The 25,642-nt window shown below is 67.5% G+C and carries 27 protein-coding genes; 10 read left to right on the forward strand and 17 right to left on the reverse strand.

What is annotated here, in order from left to right; all coding sequences use genetic code 11:
- Positions 1-66 precede the first annotated feature (66 nt).
- The 6 genes from AC1RQG_RS11965 (at position 67) to AC1RQG_RS11990 (ending at position 4,634) form a co-directional block, all read left to right on the forward strand.
- Positions 67-948, forward strand: a complete 882-nt coding sequence (locus tag AC1RQG_RS11965) for a putative selenate ABC transporter substrate-binding protein (protein WP_493131542.1) — start codon at positions 67-69, stop codon at positions 946-948.
- Positions 949-954: 6 nt separating this feature from the next.
- Entirely contained in the window at positions 955-1,812 is an 858-nt protein-coding gene (locus tag AC1RQG_RS11970; protein WP_493131544.1) for a phosphonate ABC transporter ATP-binding protein, read from the forward strand.
- A 3-nt stretch (positions 1,813-1,815) separates the two neighbouring features.
- On the forward strand, positions 1,816-2,670 hold the full coding sequence (locus tag AC1RQG_RS11975) for a PhnE/PtxC family ABC transporter permease (protein ID WP_493131546.1): 855 nt from the start codon (positions 1,816-1,818) through the stop codon (positions 2,668-2,670).
- The gene (phnE, locus tag AC1RQG_RS11980) at positions 2,667-3,473 is read left to right on the forward strand and encodes a phosphonate ABC transporter, permease protein PhnE (RefSeq protein WP_493131548.1); all 807 of its coding nucleotides are present in this window, start codon (positions 2,667-2,669) and stop codon (positions 3,471-3,473) included. Before AC1RQG_RS11975 ends, phnE begins: the two co-directional genes overlap by 4 nt.
- A gap of 9 nt (positions 3,474-3,482) precedes the next feature.
- A complete protein-coding gene (locus AC1RQG_RS11985; RefSeq protein ID WP_493131550.1) occupies positions 3,483-4,175 on the forward strand; it encodes an ABC transporter ATP-binding protein in 693 nt (230 codons plus the stop codon).
- A 171-nt stretch (positions 4,176-4,346) separates the two neighbouring features.
- Positions 4,347-4,634, forward strand: coding sequence for a hypothetical protein (locus AC1RQG_RS11990; RefSeq protein ID WP_182152738.1), 288 nt, complete (start codon positions 4,347-4,349; stop codon positions 4,632-4,634).
- 300 nt (positions 4,635-4,934) lie between these two features.
- Here the strand turns inward: AC1RQG_RS11990 and AC1RQG_RS11995 are convergent, their stop codons facing one another.
- Both AC1RQG_RS11995 and AC1RQG_RS12000 read right to left on the reverse strand, forming a co-directional pair.
- Entirely contained in the window at positions 4,935-5,489 is a 555-nt protein-coding gene (locus AC1RQG_RS11995; protein ID WP_493131552.1) for a TetR/AcrR family transcriptional regulator, read from the reverse strand.
- Between the two features lie 18 nt (positions 5,490-5,507).
- On the reverse strand, positions 5,508-5,975 hold the full coding sequence (locus AC1RQG_RS12000) for a nuclear transport factor 2 family protein (RefSeq protein WP_493131554.1): 468 nt from the start codon (positions 5,973-5,975) through the stop codon (positions 5,508-5,510).
- Positions 5,976-6,144: 169 nt separating this feature from the next.
- On the opposite strand from AC1RQG_RS12000, the gene AC1RQG_RS12005 reads away from it, so the two are divergent.
- Entirely contained in the window at positions 6,145-8,472 is a 2,328-nt protein-coding gene (locus tag AC1RQG_RS12005; protein WP_493131556.1) for an FdhF/YdeP family oxidoreductase, read from the forward strand.
- 1 nt (position 8,473) lies between these two features.
- Here AC1RQG_RS12005 and fdhD read toward each other — a convergent pair whose 3' ends face one another.
- From fdhD to AC1RQG_RS12035, 6 genes are all read right to left on the reverse strand, one after another.
- Positions 8,474-9,277 (reverse strand): formate dehydrogenase accessory sulfurtransferase FdhD, encoded by an 804-nt coding sequence (gene fdhD, locus AC1RQG_RS12010; protein ID WP_493131558.1) that lies wholly within the window; start codon positions 9,275-9,277, stop codon positions 8,474-8,476.
- A gap of 61 nt (positions 9,278-9,338) precedes the next feature.
- A complete protein-coding gene (locus tag AC1RQG_RS12015; RefSeq protein ID WP_493131560.1) occupies positions 9,339-10,106 on the reverse strand; it encodes a GNAT family N-acetyltransferase in 768 nt (255 codons plus the stop codon).
- Between the two features lie 106 nt (positions 10,107-10,212).
- Positions 10,213-10,941, reverse strand: coding sequence for a hypothetical protein (locus AC1RQG_RS12020; protein ID WP_493131561.1), 729 nt, complete (start codon positions 10,939-10,941; stop codon positions 10,213-10,215).
- An 80-nt stretch (positions 10,942-11,021) separates the two neighbouring features.
- Positions 11,022-12,476 carry a Ppx/GppA phosphatase family protein gene (locus tag AC1RQG_RS12025; RefSeq protein WP_493131563.1) on the reverse strand — a complete coding sequence of 485 codons (1,455 nt, stop codon included), beginning with the start codon at positions 12,474-12,476 and terminating at the stop codon, positions 11,022-11,024.
- A gap of 118 nt (positions 12,477-12,594) precedes the next feature.
- A complete protein-coding gene (locus AC1RQG_RS12030) occupies positions 12,595-13,758 on the reverse strand; it encodes a GGDEF domain-containing protein (RefSeq protein WP_493131564.1) in 1,164 nt (387 codons plus the stop codon).
- Between the two features lie 36 nt (positions 13,759-13,794).
- Entirely contained in the window at positions 13,795-14,070 is a 276-nt protein-coding gene (locus AC1RQG_RS12035; RefSeq protein WP_493131565.1) for a hypothetical protein, read from the reverse strand.
- A 179-nt stretch (positions 14,071-14,249) separates the two neighbouring features.
- On the opposite strand from AC1RQG_RS12035, the gene AC1RQG_RS12040 reads away from it, so the two are divergent.
- Positions 14,250-15,038, forward strand: coding sequence for a fused MFS/spermidine synthase (locus AC1RQG_RS12040; protein WP_493131567.1), 789 nt, complete (start codon positions 14,250-14,252; stop codon positions 15,036-15,038).
- A gap of 41 nt (positions 15,039-15,079) precedes the next feature.
- Here AC1RQG_RS12040 and AC1RQG_RS12045 read toward each other — a convergent pair whose 3' ends face one another.
- A complete protein-coding gene (locus AC1RQG_RS12045; RefSeq protein WP_493131569.1) occupies positions 15,080-15,571 on the reverse strand; it encodes an acyl-CoA thioesterase in 492 nt (163 codons plus the stop codon).
- Positions 15,572-15,739: 168 nt separating this feature from the next.
- Between AC1RQG_RS12045 and AC1RQG_RS12050 the strand changes: the two genes are divergently transcribed.
- Positions 15,740-19,315: a response regulator gene (locus tag AC1RQG_RS12050; RefSeq protein ID WP_493131570.1), complete on the forward strand. Its 3,576-nt coding sequence runs from the start codon at positions 15,740-15,742 to the stop codon at positions 19,313-19,315.
- A gap of 144 nt (positions 19,316-19,459) precedes the next feature.
- Positions 19,460-19,957: a VOC family protein gene (locus tag AC1RQG_RS12055; protein ID WP_493131572.1), complete on the forward strand. Its 498-nt coding sequence runs from the start codon at positions 19,460-19,462 to the stop codon at positions 19,955-19,957.
- Positions 19,958-19,981: 24 nt separating this feature from the next.
- Here AC1RQG_RS12055 and AC1RQG_RS12060 read toward each other — a convergent pair whose 3' ends face one another.
- From AC1RQG_RS12060 to AC1RQG_RS12095, 8 genes are all read right to left on the reverse strand, one after another.
- On the reverse strand, positions 19,982-20,350 hold the full coding sequence (locus AC1RQG_RS12060; RefSeq protein ID WP_493131574.1) for a hypothetical protein: 369 nt from the start codon (positions 20,348-20,350) through the stop codon (positions 19,982-19,984).
- Positions 20,351-20,489: 139 nt separating this feature from the next.
- The gene (locus AC1RQG_RS12065; RefSeq protein WP_493131575.1) at positions 20,490-20,633 is read right to left on the reverse strand and encodes a hypothetical protein; all 144 of its coding nucleotides are present in this window, start codon (positions 20,631-20,633) and stop codon (positions 20,490-20,492) included.
- A 179-nt stretch (positions 20,634-20,812) separates the two neighbouring features.
- Entirely contained in the window at positions 20,813-20,992 is a 180-nt protein-coding gene (locus AC1RQG_RS12070) for a hypothetical protein (protein WP_493131577.1), read from the reverse strand.
- 106 nt (positions 20,993-21,098) lie between these two features.
- Positions 21,099-21,617 (reverse strand): hypothetical protein, encoded by a 519-nt coding sequence (locus AC1RQG_RS12075; RefSeq protein ID WP_493131579.1) that lies wholly within the window; start codon positions 21,615-21,617, stop codon positions 21,099-21,101.
- 110 nt (positions 21,618-21,727) lie between these two features.
- Positions 21,728-22,048 (reverse strand): type II toxin-antitoxin system PemK/MazF family toxin, encoded by a 321-nt coding sequence (locus AC1RQG_RS12080; protein WP_493131581.1) that lies wholly within the window; start codon positions 22,046-22,048, stop codon positions 21,728-21,730.
- A complete protein-coding gene (locus tag AC1RQG_RS12085) occupies positions 22,042-22,290 on the reverse strand; it encodes an AbrB/MazE/SpoVT family DNA-binding domain-containing protein (RefSeq protein WP_493131583.1) in 249 nt (82 codons plus the stop codon). Before AC1RQG_RS12085 ends, AC1RQG_RS12080 begins: the two co-directional genes overlap by 7 nt.
- Before the next feature lie 58 nt (positions 22,291-22,348).
- Positions 22,349-23,959 (reverse strand): FAD-dependent oxidoreductase, encoded by a 1,611-nt coding sequence (locus AC1RQG_RS12090; protein ID WP_493131585.1) that lies wholly within the window; start codon positions 23,957-23,959, stop codon positions 22,349-22,351.
- On the reverse strand, positions 23,956-25,611 hold the full coding sequence (locus AC1RQG_RS12095) for an acetolactate synthase large subunit (RefSeq protein ID WP_493131586.1): 1,656 nt from the start codon (positions 25,609-25,611) through the stop codon (positions 23,956-23,958). The genes AC1RQG_RS12090 and AC1RQG_RS12095 overlap by 4 nt, the downstream gene beginning before the upstream one ends.
- Positions 25,612-25,642: the final 31 nt, after the last annotated feature.

The following is a 25,642-nucleotide window of genomic DNA, read 5'->3' on the forward strand; positions in this document are numbered from 1 at the left end:
CCAATTTGCGGCGCCACGCTGCGATAGCGATCGAACAACTACCCGAACAGAAAAGGCCACCACACCATGACCACCTCCGCCCTGCGCACCTTCAAGTCCGCCCTCACCGCCGCTTTGAGCGCCACCCTGCTGCTGGCCGCGCCGCTGAGCCACGCCCAGAGCCAGGTGTTCCGCGTCTCGGCCATCCCGGACGAGGCGCCGACCGAATTGCAGCGCAAGTTCAAGCCGCTGGGCGAATACCTGGAAAAGAAAATCGGCATGAAGGTCGAGTTCACGCCCGTGACCGATTACGCCGCCTCGGTCGAAGGGCTGATCAACAAGAAGATCGACATGGTCTGGTTCGGCGGCTTCACCTTCATTCAGGCCAAGGACCGCAGCAAGAACCAGGTCACGCCGCTGGTGCAGCGCGCCGAGGACCAGCAATTCCACTCCGTGTTCATCACCACCAAAAACGACATCCACAAGCTCGCGGACTTGAAGGGCCACACGCTGAGCTTCGGCTCCGAGTCGTCCACCTCGGGCCACCTGATGCCGCGCGCCTACCTGCTGGAGGCCAAAGTCAATCCCGACACGGACCTGAAGCGCATCGCCTTCTCCGGCGCGCATGACGCCACCGTGGCGGCCGTGGCCGGCGGCAAGGTCGACGCGGGCGCGCTCAACATCTCGGTGTGGGACAAACTGGTGAGCGAGCACAAGGTCGATCCGGCCGTGGTGCGCGTGTTCTACACCACGCCCGGCTACTATGACTACAACTGGAGCGTGCGCACCGACATGGACCCGGCCCTGAAGAAGAAGCTGACCGACGCCTTCCTGTCGCTGGACCCCAAGAACCCGCAGGACAAGGCCATCCTGGACCTGCAGCGCGCCTCGAAGTTCATCCCGACCAAGGCTGAGAACTACACCGCCATCGAGGCGGCCGCCGTCAACGCCGGCCTGCTGAAGAAGTAATCGACGATGCAAGACAGCAGTCACACCGGCGATGCCGGCGCCACCTACCGCCTTGAGCATCTGACGGTGCGTCATCTGGCCGCCGCCCAGGCATCGGCCCAGAGCGCGGCCCTGCGCGACATCTCGCTGGTGGTGGACCAGGGCGAGCAGCTGGCCGTGATCGGCCCGTCCGGCGCCGGCAAGACCACGCTGCTGGCCGTGCTGGCCTGCGCCCACCGCCCGGCCGAGGGCGTGTTCCAGGCCTTCGGCCAGGATCCGTGGGCGCTGGCCGAGGCGCAGCGCCACAAGCTGCGCGCGCGCCTGTTCCTGGCGCCGCAAACGCCGCCGCTGCCGCCGCGCCAGCGCGTGGTGACGGCCGTGCTGGCGGCGCGCCTGCCGCAGTGGAGCCTGTGGCGCGCGCTCGCCTCGCTGGTCAAACCGGCCGATCCCGAGGCCGCCTACCAGGCGCTGGCCCGCTTCAACCTGGGCGACAAGCTGTACGCGCGGGTCGACCGCCTGTCCGGCGGCGAACGCCAGCGCTGCGGGCTGGCGCGCCTGCTGCTGTCGTCGGCGCAGGCGCTGCTGGTCGATGAACCGCTGTCGGCGCTGGACCCGGCCTTGTCCGAACTGACGCTGGCCACGCTGCGCCAGGAAGCGGCGCAGCGCAACGCCACCCTGATCTGCAGCCTGCACCAGGTGGACCTGGCGCTGACCCACTTCCCCCGCATCGTCGCACTGCGCGACGGGCGCATCGTGTTCGACCTGCCGCGCGAGCAGGTCACGCCGGCCATGGTGACGGCGCTGTATCAAGGCGAGGTGCCGGCCGCCAGCACGCCGACCACCGCCGCGCCGACCTCGCGCGTGGCCGTGGGCGCCTGCTTCTGAGCCATGCAAGCGACGCTCGATATGGCCAACAACAACGGCGCCACGCGCCATCCCGATCCCGCCTGGCGCGGCCGCGTGATCATGGCCGTGCTGGGCCTGGCCCTGCTGTGGCCCATGGTGGAGACCAGTGAATTCCATCCCTCCGTGCTGCTCGACTGGCAAAGCCTGGAGGCGACGGGCCGCTTCCTGGCCGGCTTCCTGCCGCCCGCGCACAGCCCCGAATTCCTCGCCATGCTGGTGCGCGAAACGTGGCAGACGGTGGCCATCGCCACCTCCGGCCTCACGCTGGCCCTGCTGGGCGCCATCCCCGCCGCGCTGCTGGTGACGGACAAGCTGTCCATCTCGCGCCTGGGCACCGGCCGCATGCGCCTGTCCTCGGCCCTGGTGCGCCAGGTGGCGCGCTGGCTGCTGGTGCTGCTGCGCAGCGTGCCGGAACTGGTGTGGGCGCTGCTGTTCGTGCGCATCATCGGCCTCGGCCCCACGGCCGGCGTGCTGGCCATCGCCCTCACCTATTGCGGCATGCTGGGCAAGGTGTACGCCGAGATCCTCGAATCGTCCGACGGCGGCGCCAGCGCGGTGCTGCTGGCCAACGGCAGCGGACGGCTGGCGGCCCTGCTGTACGGCACGCTGCCCGAGGCGGCCTCGGAACTGGTGTCCTACACCCTCTACCGCTGGGAATGCGCGATCCGCGGCTCGGTCGTGATGGGTTTCGTGGGCGCCGGCGGCCTGGGCCAGCGCATGGATGAATCGATGAAGATGCTGTCGGGCGGCGAGGTGTCGTCCATGCTGCTCATCTTCGTGCTGCTGGTGGCCGGCGCCGACACCGTCTCGAAGATGCTGCGCAGGTGGCTCGCATGACGGCGCCGCGCACCCCGGCCGGCATGCCGCCGGCGCCGCCGCCGGCCTGGCCCATCATCATCCTGGCCGTGTTGCTGGCGGTGCTGGTGGCGGCCAGCTTCGCCTCGCTGCCGCTGCAGTGGCGCGCCTTCTTCACGCTCGACGCCATCGCCAGCATGGGCGAATTCCTGGCCGGCTTCGCGCCGCCGGAACTGGGCCTGCCGTTCCTGACCAAGACGGCCGGCGCGGCCGCCGAAACGCTGGCCATGTCGGCCCTGGGCACGCTGCTGGCGGCGCTGGCCGGACTGGCGCTGGCCCTGCCCGGCGCGGGACGCTTCGGCCGCGTGCTGCGCGTCCCCGTGCGCGCGGCGCTCAACGTGCTGCGCTCGATTCCCGAACTGGTGTGGGCGTCCATCCTGCTGATCGCGGCCGGCCTGGGGCCGTTCGCCGGCACGCTGGCGCTGGCCGCGCACACGTCCGGCGTGCTGGGCCGCCTGTTCGCCGACGCGCTGGAGAACGCCGCCCCCCATCCGGAGGAAAGCCTGCGCACCAACGGCGCCGCGCCGATGGCCGCCTTCCTGTACGCCACCTTGCCGCAGGCGCTGCCGCAGATGATGTCCTACACGCTGTACCGCTGGGAGAACAACATCCGCGCGGCCGCCATCCTCGGCGTGGTGGGCGCGGGCGGCCTGGGGCAGATGCTCAAGTACCACCTGTCGCTGTTCCAGATGCAGCCGGCGGCCACCGTGATCGCCGCCATGCTGCTGCTGGTGGCCCTGGTGGACGCCGTCAGTTTCGCGCTGCGTCGCATGCTGACCCGCTGAAGGCCCCCCATGCTCGAACTGCGCCAGCTCACCAAATCCTACGCCAGCGGCCATCCCGTGCTGGACAAACTAAGTTGGCAATTCCGGGCCGGCGAGTTCGTCGCCATCATGGGCGACTCCGGGGTCGGCAAGTCCACGTTGCTGAACCTGATCGCCGGCCTCGACCAGCCCGACCCCGGCCCGCAGGCCTCGCCCATCCTGGTGGACGGCGTGGCCATGTCCGGCCTCGACGACGACGCCGCCACCCGGCTGCGGCGCGCCCGCATGGGCTTCATCTTCCAGGCCTTCCACGTGCTGCCCCACCTCACGCTGCTGCAGAACGTGGCCCTGCCCCTGCTGCTGAACGGCCTGCCGCGCGGGCGCGCCGGCCAGATGCTGGAGGCGGTGGGGCTGGGCGGCCGCGGCGCCGATTTCCCGCACCAGTTGTCGGGCGGCGAACTGCAACGGGTCGCCATCGCCCGTGCGCTGGTGCACCGGCCGGCGCTGGTGCTGGCCGACGAACCGACCGGCAATCTCGACCCCGACACGGCCGACACCATCCTCACCCTGCTGCGCCAGGAAATCAAAGCGACCGGCGCCTGCGCCATCATGGTCACCCACTCCCACGCCGCGGCCGCCATGGCCGATAAAACGTTGTTGTTAACGAAACTCGGGATACAAGAAACAACAATCGTCAATCCGTTTGAGCAAAAAACAAGATAATTTTTTTATCAAATCATCCTATCCAATTCTCTCCGTAGTATTATTGAAAGTAACTTGCTTGGTTATCAAGAATGTTGAGCCGCATTCCACATTCCGGAACCGAAATGTGGGATGGCTCGCCAGCGAGGACACGCCAACCCAACCACGTTTTTGAGCAAAGGAGGAGCAAAAATGAACGTACGGCAAAAAAAGTTGGAGTTGATCGAGGCCATGAACCGGGCGCGTGCGCTCGAACCGTCCAGCTTTGTCCCGAACAAGCTGCTGGACACCCTGATCGAGAAAATGAACCTGAAGAACGATGCGGAGCTGTGCCGCGTACTTGAAGTGCAGCCCCCCATCATTAGCAAGATCCGGCATCGCAAGCTGGCCGTCGGGGCCACCATCTTATTGCGCATGCACGAGAAATCGGACATCAGCATCCGAGAACTGAAGGAATTGTCGACCGCTTCCATGCACTGAGCAGCTACGCTGACCTTGCGATGCCAGGCGCCGGCATGCGGTTTCCGGCGCCCCAAACTGCGCCATAGAGAACACTTGCAGCCAGCCTGACGTACTTCCGCACCATTCTTTCAACGTCCAGCCCAAACCCCGCTGAACGACGTTTCAAAGTAATCCCCAGTCAACATTCTTCAGTAACCAAACGCGCATACAACTGGCTTAAGTTTGTAACTTCCGGTTTCACACAGCGACCACCGCCCGATTGCTACGGCGACGCTTCCGTGCTAAACAAAACACCGGCCGCAACGCGCCCTCGTTCGCTTAGCGCAGCCGCTCGCGCAGGCGGGCCAAGGCGCGCATGAACAACTGCGGTTGGTCGTGCGCGCGCGCCAGCACCAGCGCGCCCTGGATCCCGCCCACCACCTCCTCGGCCAGCCCGGTCGCCTCCTGCGCGTCGTGGCCCGCACGCCGCAGCGCGGCGGCCAGCGCCGCGATCCATTCGGCGAAATAACGCTGCACCTGCTCGCCGTGGCGGTCCCGTTCCTGGCCCAACGCGAACACGCCCACCAGGCACACTTTGCGGCCCGAGAGGAAGTAGTCGGCGACGGCGCTGAACATCCGGTCCAGCCCCGCCGCCACGTCCTCGCTGGCGGCCAGCGGCAGGAACACCTGCTCGCGGAACCAGGCTTCGATCTCGCTCAGCACGGCGTCGGCCATCTCCTCCTTCCCGCCCGGGAAGAAGTGGTAGATGCTGCCCTTGCCCAGCCCCGTGCACTGCGTGATGCGCGCCAGGCTGGCGCCCTCGAAGCCATAGGTGCGGAACACTTCCGCCAGCCGTGGCACCACGTCGCCGCGTTCCGCAATGGTTCTTGCCATATCGTTGCCCCGCTTTCTTCAGAAACCAAAATCGCTGAGGCCCGGATGATCGGCGGGCCGGGGGCCGTTCAGATCCCAGTGGAACTTGCGCTCGGAGGCCGCGATCGGCGCCTCGTTGATGCTGGCCAGACGGCGCGCCATCAGGCCGTCGGCGGCGAACTCCCAGTTCTCGTTGCCGTAGGCGCGGTACCACTGGCCGGAATCGTCACGGTATTCGTAGGCGAAGCGCACCGCGATGCGGTTGCCGTCGTGCGCCCACAACTCCTTGATCAGCCGGTACTCCAGCTCGCGCGTCCATTTGCGCGTCAGCAGGCCGACGATGGCGGCTCGCCCCTGCACGAACTCGGCGCGGTTGCGCCACAGGCAGTCTTCGGTGTAGGCCAGCGCCACTTTCTCGGGGTTGCGGGTGTTCCAGCCATCTTCGGCCAGACGGACTTTTTCGATGGCGGTGGCGCGGGTGAACGGCGGCAGCGGTGGACGGGACATGATGAGCCTTTCGTGAGTGGTTGAAATTGTACTGCTCGGTTTATATTGTACCACTCAGTACAATCTGGCGTCGAACAATGCCGCAGAATTTGACCTGTTTGCAAAAAATCAATGAGGCACTATACTCCGCACTACCCTGCCGTCCACCTGCCACGGAGCCCCTCTGCCCATGAACGACATCAAGCCTGGCCGCATCGAACCCTACACACACGCCGCCGCCGGCTGGGGCGCGCTGAAGCAGGTGGCGATCAACCTGGTGCGCGAGAAGGTCAGTGGCGGCAACTACCGCAGCCTGCTGGCGCAGAACCAGCCGGACGGCTTCGACTGCCCCGGTTGCGCCTGGCCCGACCGCGTGCACACGTCCACCTTCGAATTCTGCGAGAACGGCGTCAAGGCGGTGGCGGCGGAGGCCACCAGCAAGCGCGTGCCGCCCGAGTTCTTCGCCCGCCACACCGTGGGAACACTGCTGCAGCAGTCCGACTATGAACTGGAACAGCACGGCCGCCTGACCGATCCGCTGGTGTACGACCAGGCCAGCGACAAATACCTGCCCATTTCCTGGGACGGCGCGTTCGACCTGATCGCGCGCCAGCTGAAGGCGCTGCCCGATCCGAATCAGGCCGCGTTCTACACCTCGGGCCGCACCGGCAACGAGGCCGCCTTCCTGTTCCAGCTGTTCGTGCGCATGTACGGCACCAACAACTTCCCCGACTGCTCCAACATGTGCCACGAGCCCACCAGCCGTGGCCTGCCCGGCACCGTGGGCACCGGCAAGGGCACCGTCACGCTGGACGATTTCGAGCACGCGGACACGCTGCTGATCTTCGGCCAGAACCCGGCCACCAACCATCCGCGCATGCTGGGCGAGCTGCGTGACTGCGCCCGGCGGGGCGCCACCATCGTGTCCATCAATCCGCTGCGCGAGCGGGGGCTGGAGCGCTTCACGTCGCCGTCGCATCCGATGGAAATGCTGACCAATTCCAGCACCGCCATCGGCTCACTGTTCATCCAGCCGCGCCTGGGCGGCGACTTCGCGCTGATCAAGGCCGTGGCCAAGGGCTTGCTGGAGCTGGACGACGCGGCCCGCGCGGCCGGCCAGGCGCGCCTGCTGGACGTGGACTTCATCGCCGAACACACGAGCGGCTTCGAGGCCTTCGCCGACGACTTGCGGCGCCAGGACTGGCAGCAGCTGGTCGATGAATCGGGCGTGCCGCGCGACCAGATCGACCGCCTCACGCACGTCTACGCCCACGGCCAGCGCGTGATCGCCACCTGGGGCATGGGCCTGACCCAGCACAAGGGCGCCGTGGCCACGATCCAGATGCTGTCCAACCTGATGATGATGCGCGGGAATATCGGACGCCTGGGCGCGGGCCTGTGCCCCGTGCGCGGCCACTCCAACGTGCAGGGCGACCGCACCATGGGCATCGAGGAAAAACCGAGCGCCGCCTTCCTCGACCGGCTGGGCCAGGTGTTCGGCTTCACGCCGCCGCGCGAACATGGCTACGACGTGGTGGCCACCATCCAGGCCATGTTGGACGGCAAGGTGAAGGTGTTCTTCGGCATGGGCGGCAACTTCGCCATGGCCACGCCCGACACGCCGCTCACCTTCGCCGCCCTGCGCGCGTGCGACCTGACGGTGCACGTGGCCACCAAGCTCAATCGCAGCCACCTGGTGCACGGCAAGGCCGCGCTGCTGCTGCCCACGCTGGGCCGCACCGAGATCGACCTGCAGCACGGCGTGGCGCAAGGGGTGACGGTGGAGGATTCGATGAGCATGGTGCACCTGTCCTACGGCGGCAATCCACCGGCCTCGCCCAACCTGCTGTCGGAGACGGCCATCGTGGCGCGCATGGCCCACGCCACGCTGGGCAGCGCGCTGGTCGACTGGCACTGGTACGCGGCCGATTACGCCCGCATCCGCGACGCCGTGGCCAGGGTGTTCGACGATTTCCACGATTTCAACGCGCGCGTGGCCAAGCCGGGCGGCTTCCACCTGCGCGTGGCCTCGCGCGCGCGCGAGTGGCGCACGGCCAGCGGCCGGGCCCAGTTCCTGGTGCGCGCCGTGGACACCGACACCCCGATCCACCGCGCCCGCGCCATCCACGGCGAACGCCTGATGACACTGATGACGGCCCGCTCGCACGACCAGTACAACACCACCATCTACGGCATGGACGACCGCTACCGGGGCGTGTACGGCATGCGCCGCGTGGTGTTCATCAACCGCGCCGACCTGGCCATGCTGGGATTGCAGCCGGGCGGCTGGGTGGACATGGTGAGCGTGTGGGACGATGGCGTGGAGCGCCGCGCCGACGGCTTCCTGCTGGTGGAATACGACATCCCGCGCGGCTGCCTGGGCGCCTACTTCCCCGAGACGAACGCGCTGGTGCCGCTGCACAGCACGGCCGACGGCGCCGGCACGCCCACCTCGAAGTCGATCCCGGTGTTGCTGTATCCGGTCAACGCAACGGCCAACGCGATGGCCGGCGCCTGAATCAGGCGTACTGCACGCAGCCATCCTCGCGGCAGAAGCTCACCAGCGCGACCCCGGCCCGTTCGGCGATGTCGATCGCCAGCGTGCTGGGGGCGGAGATGGTGGCCAGCATGGGAATGTGCATGCGCGCGGCCTTGCGCACCAATTCGTAGCTGGCGCGGCTGGACAGGAACACGAAGCCGCGTCCCATGTCCTCACCCTGCCGCGCCAGATGGCCGATCAGTTTATCGAGCGCGTTGTGGCGGCCCACGTCCTCGAACACGTGGACGATGGCGCCGTCCGGCTGGCACCAGGCGGCCGCGTGGACGCCGCCGGTGGCATGCATCAATGATTGGTGTTGCGTGAGCTCGCGCGCGGCGCGCGCGACAGCGGGCGCGGGCGCGTGTTCCAGCGCCGGCGCGTTGATGCGCGGCGGACGCAGATCGAGCTGCGCCAGGCTGTCCACACCGCACACGCCGCAGCCGCTGCGGCCGGCCAGCGTGCGGCGCCGGTCCTTCAGGCGCATGAACGCTTCCTGGCAGATGGTCAGTTCCACCTCGGCGCCGTCGTCGCTCTCGCGCAGCACCAGGTCGTAGATGTCGTCGCGGTGATCGACCACGCCTTCGGACAGCGCGAAGCCGAGCGCGAACGCTTCCAGGTCGCGCGGCGTGGCCATCATCACCGCTTGCGAGACGCCGTTGAACACCAGCGCCACCGGCATTTCCTCGACCACGCGGTCGGTGGTGCGCGATTGGGCCTGACCCTGGTGGCGCACCACGGTCCGCTGCTGGAAGCCGTCCCGTTCCAGCTCTGTGTCAAATAGCATGCCGCCTCCGCGCTCGTATCATGTTGCCATGATACATGCGCGGCGGCGGCGGCGCAGCTTCTCAGGCGGCTTCGCCGGCCACGCCGTAATGACGGGCGTAGCGGTTGTCCAGGTTCCCCAAGGGCAGCAGCAGGAACAGGTCGGCGCTTTCGAAATCAGGATCCCAGGCCGGTTCGCCGCAAATCCACGCGCCCGAGCGCATGTAGCCTTTCAGCAGCGGCGGCACTTGCGCCTTGGCGGACGCCTCCAGTTTGCTGATCGGGAATGGCAGGTGGGGCGTGACGCGGTACTCGGGCGGGGCGATGTGCTGGGCGGCCAGCGCCCGGTAGACGGCGACGGCATTGTGGCCGCCGTCGGCCAGGCTGATGCTGGCGCAGCCGATCAGGTAGTCGCACTGTTCGCGCCGCATGTATTCGGCCAAACCCGACCACAGCAGCATGATCACGCTGCCGCCACGGTAATCGGGATGGATGCAGGCGCGCCCCGCCTCCACCATGCGGCCGCGCAGGTTGTTCAGGCGGCCCAGGTCGAATTCGTTCTCGGAGTACAGGCGGCCCAGCTTGCGGGCGCGCGTGGGGCTCAGCAGGCGGTAGGTGCCCACCACTTTCAGCGTGTTGGTGTCGCGCACGATCAGGTGATCGCAGTGTTCGTCGAATTCGTCGCTGTCGAGGCCATCCTCGCGCGCCAGCGAACTGAGTCCCATCGTCTCGATGAACACCTTGTAGCGCAAGCGCTGCACTTCGCGCAGCTCTTCCGGTGTGCTTGCCATGCTGAGCACCAGCTTGGCCGACGCTGCCCTGACGTCTGCTTGTACGATCGAATGTTGCATGCTTCATCCTTTCAGTGGGTGACGAAGCAAGCGTAACGGTCTAATACTTCAAGAAAATGACAAGCCGGTGTCGGTTCCGTGACATCAGGACAGTGTTGTTTTTTTGCTAGTTCTTTTTCGGACGGCCCGTCTTCAACTGCGGCAGCGCGGACAACACGTTCTGCAGCGTGGCCAGGTCGATCTGGCTGATCAGGGCCACGCCGATGCGCAGCAACTCGCTCTTCTTGATCTCGAAGCCCGCCTTCAGGCACGCCTTCTTGACCTGACCCAGCACCGCGTATTCCTGCTCGGGCATGGTGAAGCTGTCGCGCACCAGTTTGTCCTTGCGCTGTTTATCCTTGGCCGGCTCCACCGGACGGACGGCCGGCGCCTTGGCTGCGGCCTTGGGCGCGGCCTTGGGGGTGGCTTTCACGGCAGCCTTGGCGACCGGCTTGGCTGCCGGTTTGGCCACAGCTTTAACGGCTGGTTTGGCGGCTGGTTTGGCCGCCGGCTTGGCGGTCGCCTTCGGCGCGGCCTTGACGGCTGCTTTGGCGACCGGCTTGACTGCGGCCTTGGGCGCAACTGCCTTCGCAGCCGCCTTCGGCGCCGCCTTGGCGGCTGGTTTCGCGACTGGCTTCGCCGCCGCTTTCACCGTGGTTTTGGCGACTGGCTTGGCGGCCACCTTCGCGGCGGGTTTAGCGGCCGGGGTCGCGGCTTCGGCGCGCGCGGCCGGCTTGGCCTTGGCGGCGGGCGCCCTGACCACCGGCGCCTTGGTCATCTTGGGCAGCGGCGCCGCCTTGCCGTTGGCGACCGGGTCACCGGCCGTGGATTTCATGGCGATTGCTTTGCTCATCATCACTCCTCGTTAACAATATAAATAATATATACTATTTTTGAAGATTGTGTTTGAGCAATATCACGCCAGGCAAAGGCAATTCAGGTACCGGCGCGGATGCTGAAGTCCACACCCACCTCGTCCCACAGCTCCTGCTCCTTCTCCATCCAGTACGACACGGTGGGATGGTCGGCCACCCAGTCGCGCCGGATTTCCAGCTCGATGCGGTTCTTCATGCGCAGCTTGAGCTGGCGGAAGTCGACGTCGATCCGCGCGTGCATGAACAGGATGGCCAGCCGCAGCGCCACCACGGCCTTGGCGAAATCGGGTTCCGCCAGCGCCTCGCCCACCTTGCGCAGATTGCCCTTCTGGGCCACGATCAACCGGCTCATGGTCTTCTGCTCGCGCGTGGTGAAGCCGGGCAGGTCGGCGTTCTCGATCATGTAGGCGGCGTGCTTGTGGTAGCCCGTTTGCGACACCACCATGCCCACCTCGTGCAGCAGCGCGCTCCAGAACAGCGGGCGGTTGTACGTGTCCGAGGCCGGTTTCATCTGCCCGTAAAGGGCCAGCGCGTCGTTCGCCACCCGCTCGGCGCGGTGCTCGTCGACATGGAATTTCTGCTGGAACGCGCGCACGGACTGCTCGCGCCGGTCACGCTTGGTCGAACGCAGGTACAGGTCCCACATCACGCCCATGCGCAGGCCGGCCTCGATCGGCTGCACCACGGGGATATCGAGTTCATGCACCAGCGCGATCATGATGGCCAGGCCGCCGATGATGGTGGCGGCGCGCTCGGGGCGCAGTCCGGCCATTTCGATCTTGCCCACGTGGCCGATCTGGATGAAGCGCTGTTTGAGCGCCTCCAGCGTGGCGGCGTTCATCTCGCGCCCCAGGCCATTCTTGATGATGATCTCGGCCAGCGTGCGCGCCGTGCCGGACGAGCCGTAGCACTGGCGCCAGTATTGCGGATGGTAAGGCGGCGCCGCGTCCTCCAGATGGCTGCGGGCCGACAGGATGGCCGCCTCGAACGAGGGCGCGTCGATGCGCCCGCCCACGAAGAACGACAGGCTTTGCTTGACCGTGCCAAGACTGAACGACTCGACCCGCTCGATCTCCTGTCCCCGTCCCAGGATCAGTTCCGTGGAGCCGCCGCCGATGTCGATCACCAGCCGCCGCTCGCCCGGCAGCGCCAGCGCGTTGGACACGCCCATGTAGATCAGGCGCCCCTCCTCCTCGCCGGAGATCACCTCGATCGGATAGCCGATGGCCTGTTCGGCGGCCGGCAGGAAGGCGGCCACGTTGCGCGCCACCCGCATGGCCGACGTGGCCACCACGCGCACGGCTTCGAGCTGGTAGGCCGCCAGCGTGACGCGGAAGCTCCGGAGGCAGTTCAGGGCCGATTGCATGGCCGCCTCGGTCAGGTTGCCGTTGGCGTCCAGGCCGGCCGCCAGCCGGATCGGCTCGCGCACGCTCTTGAGCACGCGGATCGCTTCGCCATCGTGCTTGCCGATGTGCAGGCGGAAGCTGTTGGAACCCAAATCTACTGCTGCATACATAGGAGAAGCCTCTTTTCTGATGAACACCGCGAAGGCTTTCAGAATATCAGGTGAAAAATCCTCACACAGTAAGCGTCTATTGTGACGGGCCGATGACAGCCGTACCGTGCGCCACGCCTCAGGCCTCGAGCGGGCTCTCCGCGCGCGCCTCGACCACGCGGTTGCGGCCAGCCAGCTTGGCTTGCTGCAACGCCTCGTCGGCCCGCTTGAACAGGCTCACTGTGCTGTCCTCGGCGCGGATGGTGGTCACGCCCAGGCTGGCCGTGAGGTTGATCACGGCCCGCTCCGTCTTGACCGGGTGGCCGGCCACGGCGTTGCGGATGCGCTCGGCCACCATCAGCGCGTCCGGCAGGGCCGTGCGCGGCAACTGGATGGCGAACTCGGCGCCGCCCAGGCGGCCCATCAGGTCGCTGTCGCGCAACTGCTTCTTGCACACGTCGACCATGGTCTTGAGCACGGTGTCGCCCACCGGGTGGCCATAGCTGTCGTTGACGCGCTTGAAATGGTCGAGGTTGAGCACGATCAGGGCGGTCGGCATGCCGGGCCGGCGCGCCAGCGCCATCCACGGCGTGAGCGCCTGGTAGAAGCCGCGCCGGTTGGGCACGTCCGTCACCGTGTCGACCGTCTCCAGCCGCGCCAGTTCGCCCTGCAGCGATTCGCGCGAGAGCAGCAGGTAGCCGAAGGCGTTGGTCAGCATCATCAGGTACAGCACGGCCAGTCCCAGCCATTGGATCATCACCGCGCTGACCCAGCCCCAGCCGTCCGGCGCCAGCACGGCCAGCAGGCCGCGCGCGGCCACGGCCAGCGACAACAGCACCATGGTCACGACGAGGAAGCGGCGCAGCATGCTGCCGTCGCGCCAGCGCAGGGCCAGCGCCAGCACGCCGGCCAGGAAGAAGCCGGCCACGATCAGCGCGCCGGCCGCGGCCCGGATCGCCTTGTCCAGTTCGCCGAGGTAGGCGCCCAGGAACACGGCCACGGCCAGCGCCAGCGCGGGCGCCAGGTAGCGGCGCCAGATGGGGCGGCCGGCCAGTTCCCACAGCGCGGCCGCGTCCAGCGCCATGCCGGCGAACAGCAGGGCGTTGCCCACGCCGATGCTGAGCAGGTCGGGCAGGGTGCCGCGCAGGTACAGCAGCAGCCAGGCGCCGGCCTGGCACTGCTTGGCCACGGCCCAGGTCGACAGGCTGAGCGTCTGCTTGCGCTCGTACTCAAAAAAGAACAGCGCCGCGCACAGGCTCAGATTGCCCAGCGCCAGCGCCAGCAGCAGTGTTTTGATATCCATGGATGCAACGATGCACGGCGCGCCGGGGCGCGCCGCTTACACCTCGTGTTCGACGTTGGTGCTGCCGTCGCCGATCTTGCTGCCCCAGGCCTTGACGAAGTAAGCCTTCTCTTCCTCGGATGGCGCCTCGTGCCAGAAGACGATCAGCGTGCCCTTGTGGTCATGAATCTGGGAAAACTTTTCGATGAAACCCGTATTGCCGGCCAAATCGGCCAGCGCCACCACGTAGCCGTACACGCGGGTCAGGCGTTCGATACGGTCCGGCTCGGTGAAACTGTTGGTCGCGGTGATGGTGGGGTGGTCTAGAAACATCTTTCTCTCCAATGTGGCCGACAGGCTGCCAGCGGGGCTGGCACTGGCTTTCGCCAATGTACCTACAAATTGCTCATCTGTAAATGCGGATGACCGGCCCGCCGCCCGCATGCTACTATAAAAACACGCCCGGCCGCCGTCAACTGGCGGCTCGCCCGCCCTCCTCCGCCCCTTCACCAATGCCGACGAACAACCCGACGCCCAAGCCGACGCCCGAGCCGCTGCCGGCCCCGCCGCCCGGTCCCAGCGCGCCGCGCGTGCGCACGCGCGGCGACTGGCGCTCGCTCGAATTCCTGCCCGGCATGGTGCAAAGCGAGATGCGCCTGTCGCGGCCCGACGCGCTCGTGCTCAGCTACGCGCGCGCCATGATGTGTTTCGTGCTGTTCCAGCCACAGCCCGAACATATCCTGATGGTGGGTCTCGGCGGCGGCTCGCTGGTCAAGTTCTGCCACCGCTACCTGCCGCGCACCCGCATCACGGTGCTGGAGTTGCGGGCCGACGTGATCGCGCTGCGCGACCAGTTCGCCATCCCGCCCGACGATGCGCGCCTGCGCGTGATCCACACCGACGCCGTGCACTACATGGCCAGCCAGAGCGCGTGCGCCGACGTGCTGCTGGTCGACGGCTTCGACGCATCGGGCCTGCCGCCGGCGCTGGGCAGCGCCAGCTTCTACGCCGACTGCCGGCGCGCGCTGCGTCCCGGCGGCGTGCTGGCGGCCAACATCTTCAGCTACGACCCGCTCTATCCGGCCATGCTGCGCCGGCTGCGCCAGACGTTCCAGAACCAGTTGTGCTGGTTCCAGGGCGCGGCCGGCAACAACCGCATCGTGTTCGCCGTCAAAGGCGGCGGCCGCTCGCCGGCGCTGGCCATGCAGCGGCGCGTGGCGCGCCGCCAGGGGCTGGGGCTGGCCGTGCTGAACCGGCTGCTGGCGCACTGGGTGGTGCTGCGCTTGCGCTGGGCGGCATAGGGCCGGCCCCGAGGGGGCGCCCCTGGCTCGACCCGCGCGCCCTATTCCTGCGCCGGCTTCTTCTTGGCGCCATGCACCATCTGGCGCGCCTGCTTGCGCAGCTGGGCCTGGGCGTGGCGCGAGAGCTGCTCGGGCGTGACCGGCACCAGCGGCGGCACGGCCACCGGCTTGCGGTGCTCGTCCACGGCCACCATCGTGAAGTAGCAACTGTTGGCGTGGCGCACCATGCGCTGCTGGATATTCTCCGTCACCACCCGGATCCCCACCTCCATCGAGGTGCGGCCCGTGTAGTTGATCGAGGCCAGGAACGTGACCAGCTCGCCCACGTGGATCGGTTGCAGGAACATCACCTGGTCCACCGACAGCGTCACCACATAGCTGCCCGAATAGCGGCTGGCGCAGGCGTAGGCCACGCTGTCGAGATATTTGAGGATGGTGCCGCCGTGCACGTTGCCGGCGAAATTGGCCATGTCCGGCGTCATCAGGACCGTCATCGTCAGCTCGTGGGCGGACCAGGTCATCGGTTTTTCCATCTTTATTCCTGTGTGAGTGCGTGGGGATGCCATCATCCTATCCGCTCAGGCCGTCACTAGCAAATACTCAGTGGCGCGCATGTGGCACGTTACAAAGCCGTGTCCAGATGGTAATGTATGCCATTGAGTCCGCCACCCGCTCCCCGGTCCGCAACAACGAGCCCATCCATGCCAGCCAGTTCACCGCCCGCTCCCAACCTCGACACCCTGGTCAAACTGCGCAAACTCTTCACCCGGCTGGTCGCGGCGGTGGCCACCGTGTTGCTGATCCTGTCCATTTTCGTCGTCCACGCGCTCAACCAGAGCCGCCTGCGCTACTACGCGGCGGCCGGTGAAACGTCGCGCAACCTGTCGGTGGCGCTGGAGAACTTCCTGCTGTCGCACTTCCAGGAGGTGGACTTGTCGATGCGGCGCGCGGCGCAGGAATTCCGCGCCATGCAGGCGAGCGGCCATTTCGACGACGCCGCCTTCAGCGCCTACCTGCGCACGCTCAAGGAGCGCACGCCGCACGCGCAGTCGGTGCGCGGCTCGAACGCGGACGGGCTGGTGATCTACGGCGACGAGGTGGACCCGGCCCACCCGCAGGACCTGAACATCCGCGAATTCTTCCAGCGCGCCCGCACCGAGCGCGATCTGATCTTCGGCGTGCCCGTCAAGTCGCGCATCAGCGGCGAATCGGTGCTGCCGCTGATGTACGCGCTCACCAAGCCGGACGGCAGCTTCGGCGGTACCGCCTACGTCAACATGAACACCTCGCGCATCACCGAACTGTTCGCCTCGCTCAACACGGGGCCGCACGGCGTGATCGTGCTGATCGACAGCCAGCGCCGCATCCTGCACCGCTATCCGGAAGCGCCCGGCATCGTCATCGGCAGCCCGGTGCGGTTGTCGGCCGCCACCGAGGCGGTGCTCGCGGCCGGCAGGGCGCACGCCACCTACCGCGCCGAAAGCCGGCTCGACGGCCAGTGGCGCGTGTTCAACGTCGAACGCATCGGCAACTACCCGGTCTACGTGCTGGTGGGCCTGTCGAGCGACGACTTCCTCGTGCCGTGGCACAAGGAGATCCGCAACGCCACCATCTTCCTCAGCGTGATGTACTTGCTGGCCGGCGCCTTCCTGGCCAGCGTGCGGATCGCCATGCGCAAGCAATACCAGTCGCTCACGCAACTGGTGGAGAAGGACGCCGCGCTGCAAAGCTCGCTGGCCCGGCTGACGGCGTCCGAGTCGCGCTGGCGCTCGCTGACGGAAGGCTTGCCGCAGATGGTGTGGACCACCACCCCGGCCCTGCAGCTGGACTTCCTCAGCCACCACTGGCACGACTACACGGGCGTGCCGACCGCGCAGTTGCTGGAGCGCGCGCGCTGGTCGGCCATCGTCCACCCCGACGACGAACCGGCGCTGGCGGCGGCCTGGCGCCAGGCCCAGGCCAACGGGCGCGAATTCCGCTTCGCCTGCCGGCTGCGCCGCCACGACGGCCAATGGCGGCTGTTCGACAACCATGCGCTGGCGCAGCGCGACGCCGACGGCACGGTGTTGAGCTGGGTCGGCAGCAGCACCGACATCACCGAGGCGCGCGCCGCCCACGACGCCCTGCTGCTGGCCAAGGAGCAGGCGCTGCAGGCGGGCCGCGCCAAGTCGGAATTCCTGGCCAACATGAGCCACGAGATCCGCTCGCCGATGAACGCCGTGCTGGGCATGCTGCAACTGCTGCAGCAGACGGCGCTCGACGGCCGCCAGCACGATTACGCGAGCAAGGCGGAGACGGCGGCGCGCGCGCTGCTGGGCCTGCTCAACGACATCCTCGACTTCTCCAAGGTGGAGGCCGGCAAGCTGGCGCTCGACCCGCACCCGTTCAGCCTCGACAAGCTGTGGCGCGACCTGGCCGTGATCCTGTCGGCCAACGTGGGCGACAAGAACGTGGAGGTGCTGTTCCGCATCGACCCGGCCCTGCCCTCGTGGGTGGTGGGCGATGCGCTGCGGCTGCAGCAGATCCTGCTCAACCTGGCCGGCAACGCCATCAAGTTCACCGCCTCGGGCGAGGTGGTGCTGTCGGCCACGCTGGCCGGGCGCAGCGAACGGGGACTGGCGATCGCGTTCGCCGTCAGCGACACCGGCATCGGCATCTCGCCCGACCATTGCCGCCACATCTTCGACGGCTTCTCGCAGGCCGAGGCGTCGACGGCGCGCCGCTACGGCGGCACCGGGCTGGGCCTGGCCATCAGCCAGCGGCTGGCGCGCATGATGGGCGGCACGCTGCAGGTGGACAGCAAGCTGGGCCAGGGCAGCGTGTTCAGCTTCGTGATCGATTTGCCAGCGGCGCCCGCGCCGGCCGCGGCGGCGCAGCCGGTGGCCTTGCCGGCGGCCGACACCCTGCGATTGCAGAACCTGGAGTGCCTGGTGGTGGACGACAACGCCAGCGCGCGCCAGATCCTGAGCGAGATCGCCCATTCGTTCGGCTGGCGCGTGGACGTGGCCGACAATGGCTACGACGCGCTGGCCGCCGTGGCGCGGCGCGCCCCCGAGCGCCCCTACGACGTGGTGTTCATCGACTGGCGCATGCCGGCACTGGACGGCTGGGAAACGAGCTGGCAGATCCGCCGCCTGCTGCCGGCGGGAAAGACGCCGCTGATCGTGATGGTCACCGCCTACGACCGCGAACTGCTGGCCCGGCGCCAGGCCGAGCTGGAGCCCGTGCTCGACGGGGTGCTGGTCAAGCCGATCACGGCGTCGATGATGTTCAACGTGGTGGCCGACGCGCGCCTGCACCAGCGCGACCCGGCGAAGGCCGTGGCGCCGCGCTCGCAGCAGCGGCTGGCGGGCCTGCGCCTGCTGCTGGTGGAGGACAATCCCACCAACCAGCAAGTGGCCGGCGAGCTGCTCGGCAACGATGGTGCCGACGTCGAGGTGGCCGGCGGCGGCCAGGCCGCCATCGACGCGCTGCTGCGCTCGGGCCAGCGGCCCGACCTGATCCTGATGGACATCCAGATGCCGGACATGGACGGCTACGAAGCGACGCGCCAGATCCGCGCCCGGCTGGGCGAGCTGGCCCCGCCCATCGTGGCCATGACGGCCAACGCCATGCCGGCCGACCGCGCCGCCGCGTTGGCGGCCGGCATGGTCGACCACATCGGCAAGCCGTTCGACCTGAGCCAACTGATCGCCGTGATCCTGCGCCATGCGCGTCCGGACGCCGGCGCGGCGGCGCAAGCCGGAGCCGGAGCCGGTGCCGATGCCGGTACCGATGCCGATGCCGGTGCCGGTGCCGGTGCCGGTGCCGCCCCTATGGCCACGGCCACGGCAGCCGATCCCGCCAATCCCGCCGGCAATGCCGATGAGCGCGCCACGTCCGCACAGAACGACGCGGCCGCACCATCCGTCCAGCTGAACAGCGCGGCCGCGCTGGCCCGCATGGGCGGACTGGCCCCGGTCTACCTGATGGCGCTGCGCAGCTATGCGGCCGAGGTCGAGCGCAGCAGCGCCGCCCTGCGCGACGCCGTGGCCGCACGCCAGCTGGACACGGCCACCCCGGTGCTGCACACGCTCAAGGGCGTGTCGGGCACGGTGGGCGCCGAGGCGCTGGCCGCCTTGGCGGCGCAGGCGGAGGCGACGTTGCGCGGCACGGCCGATCCGGCCGCCTGTACCGCCCAGATCGAAGCCGTGCTGGCCGCGCTGCCGGCCACCGCCGCCGCCGTCGCCCGATTGGCCGACCAGATGCAAGCGCAGTCGGCCGCCCTCGGCGCCTGAGCCCGGACGGCCATGCCGGCCGTCCGCGCCGCCCGCATGGCCGCGCACGCGCGCGCCCCGCACTGCACAATCCTGTTAGGCTGACCGCTGCGTCGAGACCGGCGTCCGGCGCGCACGCCCTCCCCTCAACGACAGGAGCACGTCATGGTCAGCATACAAAGGATCACTCCCTGCCTGTGGTTCGATCACCAGGCGGAAGACGCGGTACAGCACTACACGAGCATCTTCAACAACGCGAAAATCACCAGTGTGTCGCGCTATGGCGAGGCGGGACAGGAAATGCATGGCAAGCCGCCCGGTTCCGTGATGGTGGTCGCGTTCGAACTCGACGGCGTGGGTTTCACGGCGCTCAACGGCGGCCCGCAGTTCCACTTCAACGAAGCGCTGTCATTGCAGGTCAACTGCGACAACCAACAGGAAGTGGATTACTACTGGGGCCGGCTGACGGAGGGCGGCGACCCGGAGGCGCAGATGTGCGGCTGGCTCAAGGACAAGTTCGGGCTGTCATGGCAGATCGTGCCCACCCTGCTGCCCGCCCTGCTGATGGATCCCGATCCCGCCAAGGCCGGACGCGTGATGCAGGCCATGATGAAAATGAAGAAACTCGACATCATGCAGTTGCGCCAGGCCAGCGCGGGCTGAGCCGCGCGGCGCAACGGCGCGCGCTTACAGGCCCTGGCTGTCGATATCGGCCAGCGATTCGCGGCCCTTGTCGGTCAGGGTGAAGCCGGCGCCATCGGCGTTGGCGGCGATGTGGGATTTTTTACCGAGGAAGTTGGCCACGTCCGCGTCCAGCGGCGCCAGCGGATCGGCGTCCAGCGCCCGCATGCTGACGATGCAGCGGCGCAGGAACAGCGCTTGCTCGCCCTTGTCCGTCAGCGACAGACGGCCATTCTTGGCGACGCTGAACAGCTTGATGCCGGCCAGCCGTTTGGTGTTGCGGCCCACGCAGGCGCTCACACGGTCGCCCTTGAGGCCGCGCGCCACTTCGGCCAGTGCGTCGTATTCGTCTTGCGTCAATTTCACGTTTTTCATTACCAATTTTTCCATAAGAGACAACAGCGGCCCTCATGGTACGCGCACGGCCCAGCCTCGGCAAGGCAAGCCGCTCCCTACGCCCCTCCCGGGCGGGAGGGTGCGCGGTGTCGCAGCGGCGCGCAGGTGATCAACGCGCTTACTTGAACGCCCGGATCGCCAGCCACACGAGGCCGATGCTGGCGAACGCCCCGACACAGAGCATCGCTTGCACCCGCTTGCTGTTCAGCACTGCGACGCTACGGCGGCCGAGGTAGATTTTGTTGTGTAAGGAATTGCCCATGATGGCCTCCGTGAACGGGAAAACGATGTCGCGAATAAATTATATAAACGCTTCCGTGACGGCTGTGTGACGGCGGACACAAAGCCGCAGATTTGTATCCGATGAGCAACAAAAATGAAACAAACATACGAAATCGCCGGCGCCTGCCACAGCGCCGCCGCTGCCTCAGCACGCGCCGATCAGGTCTGGATCGGCGTGCGGGGCGGGGTCGGTTCCTCGATCGGCGCGTGCTCGGGCGAAGGCATCTCGTCCGGCGGCGGCTCTTTCTCGGGCTTGGGCGGGGGCATGTCCGGCTCCGGCGTGGTGTGGGCACGCCACACTGGCTCGGGCACGGTGGACATCGTGGCGGGGATCATCATGTCGTCCTCCTCAACTGTCAGGCAAAACACCTTCCAAAACAGATCGGGGACGGAACGCGGTTTTTCAAGGGCGCCGCGCCGGACACGCGCGCGACGCGCGCGGCCGTCAGCGGCTGATCGCCGTCAGCAACACAAACGTTTCATGACGGATGGCCGGTTCCGCCTCCTTGAACGCCTTGTCGGCTTTGACAAAGGCGGCCCGCTTCAGTTCCGCCTTTTCCTTGGCGGTGGGCACGGGCGCCGTGTCGTACAGCGAGGGGCCGCTGTTGTAGGTTTGCTTGAGCACGCGCTGGCCGTAGCTGGACTGGTAATAGCGCGTCATCTCCGTGGCCGTCTCGGTCGAGACGAGGCGCGCCACGGGGATGGACAGGCGCTTATAGATTTGCTCGGCGGGCACTTTGTCGAGCTTGTCGAACACGGCCTGGCGCTGTTGCGGGGTCGGATAGCGGCTCATGCCGGCTGTGGCCCGCATCATCTTCTCGGCCTGCATGGCGGCCAGCAGGTCATGCGCGGCCTGCACCTGTTGCGCATCAGGCATGGCCGGGGCGCTGGGCGTGGCCGCGGCCGAGGCCAGGTTGGCCGCCGTCATCAAGCCAGCCAGCGCCAGCATCTTCATCGATTTCATCTTCACTCCCATGGTTGCGCGACGATATGCGCGAGACAGGATGATATTATCGATTGATTAAAAATGCCAAATTTTCATGCCGGCACTGCCGAACAAGACGCGCCCATCCACTATTCGGCAAACACTTCCTGTAACGTCTGCAAGGTGGCAGCCAATGTCTTGGGAAGAATGGCGCCTAGTCTGGTCATCAACCTGGCCTTGTCAACGGTGCGGATCTGATCCAGGAGAACCAGGCCCTGCTTACCGCCATGCGTAACCGGAATGCGAAATGGCGCGGCCCGGCTTTTCGTCGACATGGGCGCGATGATCACTGTCCGCAGATAACCGTGCATTTCGGGCGGAGAAATGATCACGCAGGGGCGTGATTTCTGGATTTCGCTGCCCACGGTCGGGTCGAGATTAACGAGCCAGATATCGCCCCGTTTTACCATGCGATCGCCTCATCCTCGTCGTTGGCAAACTCCGGCAAGATCAAGGCATCATCCCCCGTTGCAGCCAGTGCCTTGCTTGCTTCCGCCCATCCGCTGCGCGCAGGCTGGGCAGGAGCACGCACGACGATGGCGCCGTCTTCCACGGAAACATCGGCCTCGTCCGTCAGACCGATCTGCGCCAACAGCGCGGTTGGAATGATCATGCCTCTTGAATTGCCGATACGGCGGATAGCGATGCGCATATGAACTCCTTCGTTATGCCTATGCTATACCACCCCGCCATGCGCATCAAGAACAATGTTATAACATTTGATTGATGTCACGCGCGGCCGCCCTGGCCGTCAGGATGCAGCCTGGCAAGAAGGTGCCCTCCAATGAACGCTTGCCGCACGCGCCGCCGCCGCCAAAGCCGGCCGCCTCCCCCACCGAGTACAGACCAGCCAGCGCCCGACCATCGGCGCCCAGCACGCGGCTGCGCAGGTCCGTCACCAGCCCGCCCAGGCTCTTGCGCGTGATCAGCTGCATCCGCATCGCGATGTAGGGACCGGCGCCGCGCTGTTGCAACGGAGCGGGCTTGCAGGTGCGCAGCCGGTCCGGGCCCCACTGGCGCGCGTGCACGATGCGGCGCAACTGCGCATCGTTGTGGAGCTTGTCGCCGTGGGCGAAGTTGGCGTCGAACGCATCGGCGGTCGCCTGCAGCACCTCCGCCCGCACATGGTCGCCGCCGGCCAGCGCGTTCATTTTGGCCGCCAGTCCCGCCAGCGTGTCGTCCACCAGCACGTCCGGACTCTCGCGCGCGAGCTGGCGCACCAGGCGGTGATTGCCGAGCAGCGTCTCGCGCAGGAAGGCGAACAACTGGCGGTCGCGGATGCGCTGGTTGTGCTCGGCGCCAGAGATGGCCAGCTCCTTCACCGCGATCCGCCAGTTGAGCAAATGCCAGGTCCACGCCTGTTCCAGGCCCGCCACGCGCTGGCACAGGTGGTGCGTGTCGAACCCTGTCACCAGCGGATCGGGGCCGATGCGCCGGCCCCGGTGGTCGAGCCACAACGCCGATTTGCAGGGGATGGCGGACAAGCCGTGCCCCTCGAAATGGGGCTGCGGATGGGGAAAGCCGGCGGCGTAGTTCCACATTTCGCCGGCCGCCGCGATGCGCCCGCCCATGCCCGCCACCAGCCGGTGCAGCTTGCCGTCCGAATACGGATGCGCGCCGTTCAGCATGCCAGCCGGCTGCGGCCGGTCGGCCGGCCAGTTGGCGCGGACTTCGGCGTGGCCGCCGTTGAGACCGCCCATGGCCAGCACCACCACCGGCGCGGCGAAGCGCAAGGCCTCCCCCGTCTCTTCGTTCACGCCGTGGGCGCCGCGCAGCGCGCCGTTCGCATAGTCGAGCCCGTCGATACGGGTGCGGCTCAACACGGTCAACTTGCCGTTCGCGCCGGCCGTTTCCATTGCCGCGATCAGCGTCACCGTCATCAGGCGGGACGTGCCCCACAGCACGTGATAACGCGGCAGCGTATTGCCGTCGCCAAAACGGCCGCGCTCGACCCAGTTCACGGCCGGCAGGAACTTGAGGCCATGGCCGAGCAGCCAGTCGTACACGTCGCCGCGCACATGCTCGACGTAATGGCGCGCCCAGGCGAGCGGCAGCGTGTCGGCCACGCCCAGTTCGCCAAACCGTATCCAATCGGCCAGCGCGCGTTCCGGCGTGTCGGGAATCTTCATGCGCGCCTGCAACGGCGTGCCGACCAGCGCCATGCCGCCGAACGCCCAGCGCGCCAGGCCGCCGAGCCGTTCGCGGCTGTCGCGGTCGACCACGGTGACGCGCTTGCCCGCCCGCAGGCATTCGAGCGCGGTGACGATGCCGGCCAGGCCGCCGCCCACCACCAGCACATCGGATCGCAGCGGCTGGCTCACGGCGCCACCTTGCGTTTGATGGCGTGCGCCACCGGCTGCGGCAGGCGTTCAAGCGAGCGCAGCACGTAGGGCAGCAGGCGCAGCTTGAGTCCGGAGAACGCGCTCGGCACCACGGCTTCGATCAGATGCGGGCCCGGTGTGGCCAGCGCGCGTTCCAGCGCCGTGGTGAACTGCTCGGCCGTGGTGGCGCGCACGGCGGGCACGCCCATGCCTTGCGCCAGATGCACGAAGTCGAGTCCGGGATGCTTCAAATCCAGTTGCGACCTGGCCTTGGGGCCGGCCTTCTCCGCCCCCACCCGTTCCAGCTCGACGTTGAGGATGCCGTAGGAGCCGTTGTTGAAGATGATCGACACCACGTTCAGCTTCTCGCGCGCCATCGTCCACAGCGCCTGCAGCGTGTACATCGAGGAACCGTCGCCCACCAGCGCCAGCACCTGCCGCTCCGGACACGCCACCGCCGCGCCGACCGCGGCCGGCAGCCCGTAGCCGATGGCGCCGCCGGTCAGGGCCAGCACGTCGTGGCGCGGCGCGCCGGCCGTCAACATCGGCAGCATGGTGCCCGACGTTTGCGCCTCGTCGACGATGATGGCGTTCTCGGGCAGCAGGTGGCCGATGGCCTTGCACACCTTGGGCGCGGACAGCTTGCCGCGCGGCCGGCCGGGGCGCTGCGCCGCTTGCAGCACGGGCGTGGCCTGCCCGGCGTCCATCCGCTGGCACAGACGATGGAGGCTGCCAACGGCGTCCTGCGCCGGCAAGACCAGCTGGTGCACCTTGCAGCCTTCCGGCACCAGGTCGCTTTTCCTGCCCGGATAGGCGAAGAACGACACGGGCGAGCGGGCATCGACCAGGATCAGGTTGTCGAGCCCGGCCAGCTGCACCGAGGCCATCTCGGCCAGATAGGCGATGCGCTCGACGTGCGGCAAGCCGGCGCCGCGCTCCATGCGCGTCGGGAACACCTCGGCGTACAGCTTGGCGCCGCACTTGGCCGCGATGCGGGCGGCGTCCAGCAAGGCCGGCTCGCGCAGCGCCCGTCCGCCCAGCAACAAGGCGTTCTTGCCGCCCGCGTTGAGGACGTCGGCGATCCGGTCGATGACGGCCTCGTCCGCGCGCGGCGGCGGGGCCACCGGCTGCGCCGGCAAGGCCTCGGCGCCATCGCTCCAGGACACATCGGCCGGCAGGATCAGCGTCGCCACCTGCCCTTGCGGGCCCTTGGCCGCCGCCACGGCCTCCACCACGTCCCGGCACAGCGCCTGCGGACTTTGCGAGGTGCGCACCCAGCTCGACACGTTGCGCGCCGCCGTCTCTATGTCCGACTGCAACTGCGCATCGAATTTGGTGTGATAGGTGGCGTGGTCGCCGACGATATTCACGATCGGCACCCTGCCCTTGCGCGCGTTGTGCAGGTTGGCCAGGCCGTTGCCCAAGCCGCAGCCCAGATGCAGCAGCGTGGACGCCGGCTTGTCGGCCATGCGCGCATAGCCATCGGCAGCGCCGGTGGCCACGCCCTCGAACAGGGTCAGCACGGCGCGCATCTCCGGCGCGCCGTCGAGCGCGGCCACGAAGTGCATCTCCGATGTGCCGGGGTTGGTGAAGCAGACATTCACGCCTGCGTTGATCAGGGTGCGCAGCATTGCTTGAGCGCCGTTGGCCATCACTGTCTCCTTTGTTGATTTTTCCATATCA

Source organism: Rugamonas sp. GW822-FHT03B10 (assembly GCF_058801745.1).

What these genes read in the sequence shown, in the direction of transcription:
- AC1RQG_RS11965 (WP_493131542.1), top strand. Translation starts at nt 67, where the DNA reads ATGACCACCTCCGCCCTGCGCACCTTCAAGTCCGCCCTCACCGCCGCT.
- AC1RQG_RS11970 (WP_493131544.1), top strand. Translation starts at nt 955, where the DNA reads ATGCAAGACAGCAGTCACACCGGCGATGCCGGCGCCACCTACCGCCTT.
- AC1RQG_RS11975 (WP_493131546.1), top strand. Translation starts at nt 1,816, where the DNA reads ATGCAAGCGACGCTCGATATGGCCAACAACAACGGCGCCACGCGCCAT.
- phnE (WP_493131548.1), top strand. Translation starts at nt 2,667, where the DNA reads ATGACGGCGCCGCGCACCCCGGCCGGCATGCCGCCGGCGCCGCCGCCG.
- AC1RQG_RS11985 (WP_493131550.1), top strand. Translation starts at nt 3,483, where the DNA reads ATGCTCGAACTGCGCCAGCTCACCAAATCCTACGCCAGCGGCCATCCC.
- AC1RQG_RS11990 (WP_182152738.1), top strand. Translation starts at nt 4,347, where the DNA reads ATGAACGTACGGCAAAAAAAGTTGGAGTTGATCGAGGCCATGAACCGG.
- AC1RQG_RS11995 (WP_493131552.1), bottom strand. Translation starts at nt 5,489, where the DNA reads ATGGCAAGAACCATTGCGGAACGCGGCGACGTGGTGCCACGGCTGGCG.
- AC1RQG_RS12000 (WP_493131554.1), bottom strand. Translation starts at nt 5,975, where the DNA reads ATGTCCCGTCCACCGCTGCCGCCGTTCACCCGCGCCACCGCCATCGAA.
- AC1RQG_RS12005 (WP_493131556.1), top strand. Translation starts at nt 6,145, where the DNA reads ATGAACGACATCAAGCCTGGCCGCATCGAACCCTACACACACGCCGCC.
- fdhD (WP_493131558.1), bottom strand. Translation starts at nt 9,277, where the DNA reads ATGCTATTTGACACAGAGCTGGAACGGGACGGCTTCCAGCAGCGGACC.
- AC1RQG_RS12015 (WP_493131560.1), bottom strand. Translation starts at nt 10,106, where the DNA reads ATGCAACATTCGATCGTACAAGCAGACGTCAGGGCAGCGTCGGCCAAG.
- AC1RQG_RS12020 (WP_493131561.1), bottom strand. Translation starts at nt 10,941, where the DNA reads ATGATGAGCAAAGCAATCGCCATGAAATCCACGGCCGGTGACCCGGTC.
- AC1RQG_RS12025 (WP_493131563.1), bottom strand. Translation starts at nt 12,476, where the DNA reads ATGTATGCAGCAGTAGATTTGGGTTCCAACAGCTTCCGCCTGCACATC.
- AC1RQG_RS12030 (WP_493131564.1), bottom strand. Translation starts at nt 13,758, where the DNA reads ATGGATATCAAAACACTGCTGCTGGCGCTGGCGCTGGGCAATCTGAGC.
- AC1RQG_RS12035 (WP_493131565.1), bottom strand. Translation starts at nt 14,070, where the DNA reads ATGTTTCTAGACCACCCCACCATCACCGCGACCAACAGTTTCACCGAG.
- AC1RQG_RS12040 (WP_493131567.1), top strand. Translation starts at nt 14,250, where the DNA reads ATGCCGACGAACAACCCGACGCCCAAGCCGACGCCCGAGCCGCTGCCG.
- AC1RQG_RS12045 (WP_493131569.1), bottom strand. Translation starts at nt 15,571, where the DNA reads ATGGAAAAACCGATGACCTGGTCCGCCCACGAGCTGACGATGACGGTC.
- AC1RQG_RS12050 (WP_493131570.1), top strand. Translation starts at nt 15,740, where the DNA reads ATGCCAGCCAGTTCACCGCCCGCTCCCAACCTCGACACCCTGGTCAAA.
- AC1RQG_RS12055 (WP_493131572.1), top strand. Translation starts at nt 19,460, where the DNA reads ATGGTCAGCATACAAAGGATCACTCCCTGCCTGTGGTTCGATCACCAG.
- AC1RQG_RS12060 (WP_493131574.1), bottom strand. Translation starts at nt 20,350, where the DNA reads ATGAAAAACGTGAAATTGACGCAAGACGAATACGACGCACTGGCCGAA.
- AC1RQG_RS12065 (WP_493131575.1), bottom strand. Translation starts at nt 20,633, where the DNA reads ATGGGCAATTCCTTACACAACAAAATCTACCTCGGCCGCCGTAGCGTC.
- AC1RQG_RS12070 (WP_493131577.1), bottom strand. Translation starts at nt 20,992, where the DNA reads ATGATGATCCCCGCCACGATGTCCACCGTGCCCGAGCCAGTGTGGCGT.
- AC1RQG_RS12075 (WP_493131579.1), bottom strand. Translation starts at nt 21,617, where the DNA reads ATGAAATCGATGAAGATGCTGGCGCTGGCTGGCTTGATGACGGCGGCC.
- AC1RQG_RS12080 (WP_493131581.1), bottom strand. Translation starts at nt 22,048, where the DNA reads ATGGTAAAACGGGGCGATATCTGGCTCGTTAATCTCGACCCGACCGTG.
- AC1RQG_RS12085 (WP_493131583.1), bottom strand. Translation starts at nt 22,290, where the DNA reads ATGCGCATCGCTATCCGCCGTATCGGCAATTCAAGAGGCATGATCATT.
- AC1RQG_RS12095 (WP_493131586.1), bottom strand. Translation starts at nt 25,611, where the DNA reads ATGGCCAACGGCGCTCAAGCAATGCTGCGCACCCTGATCAACGCAGGC.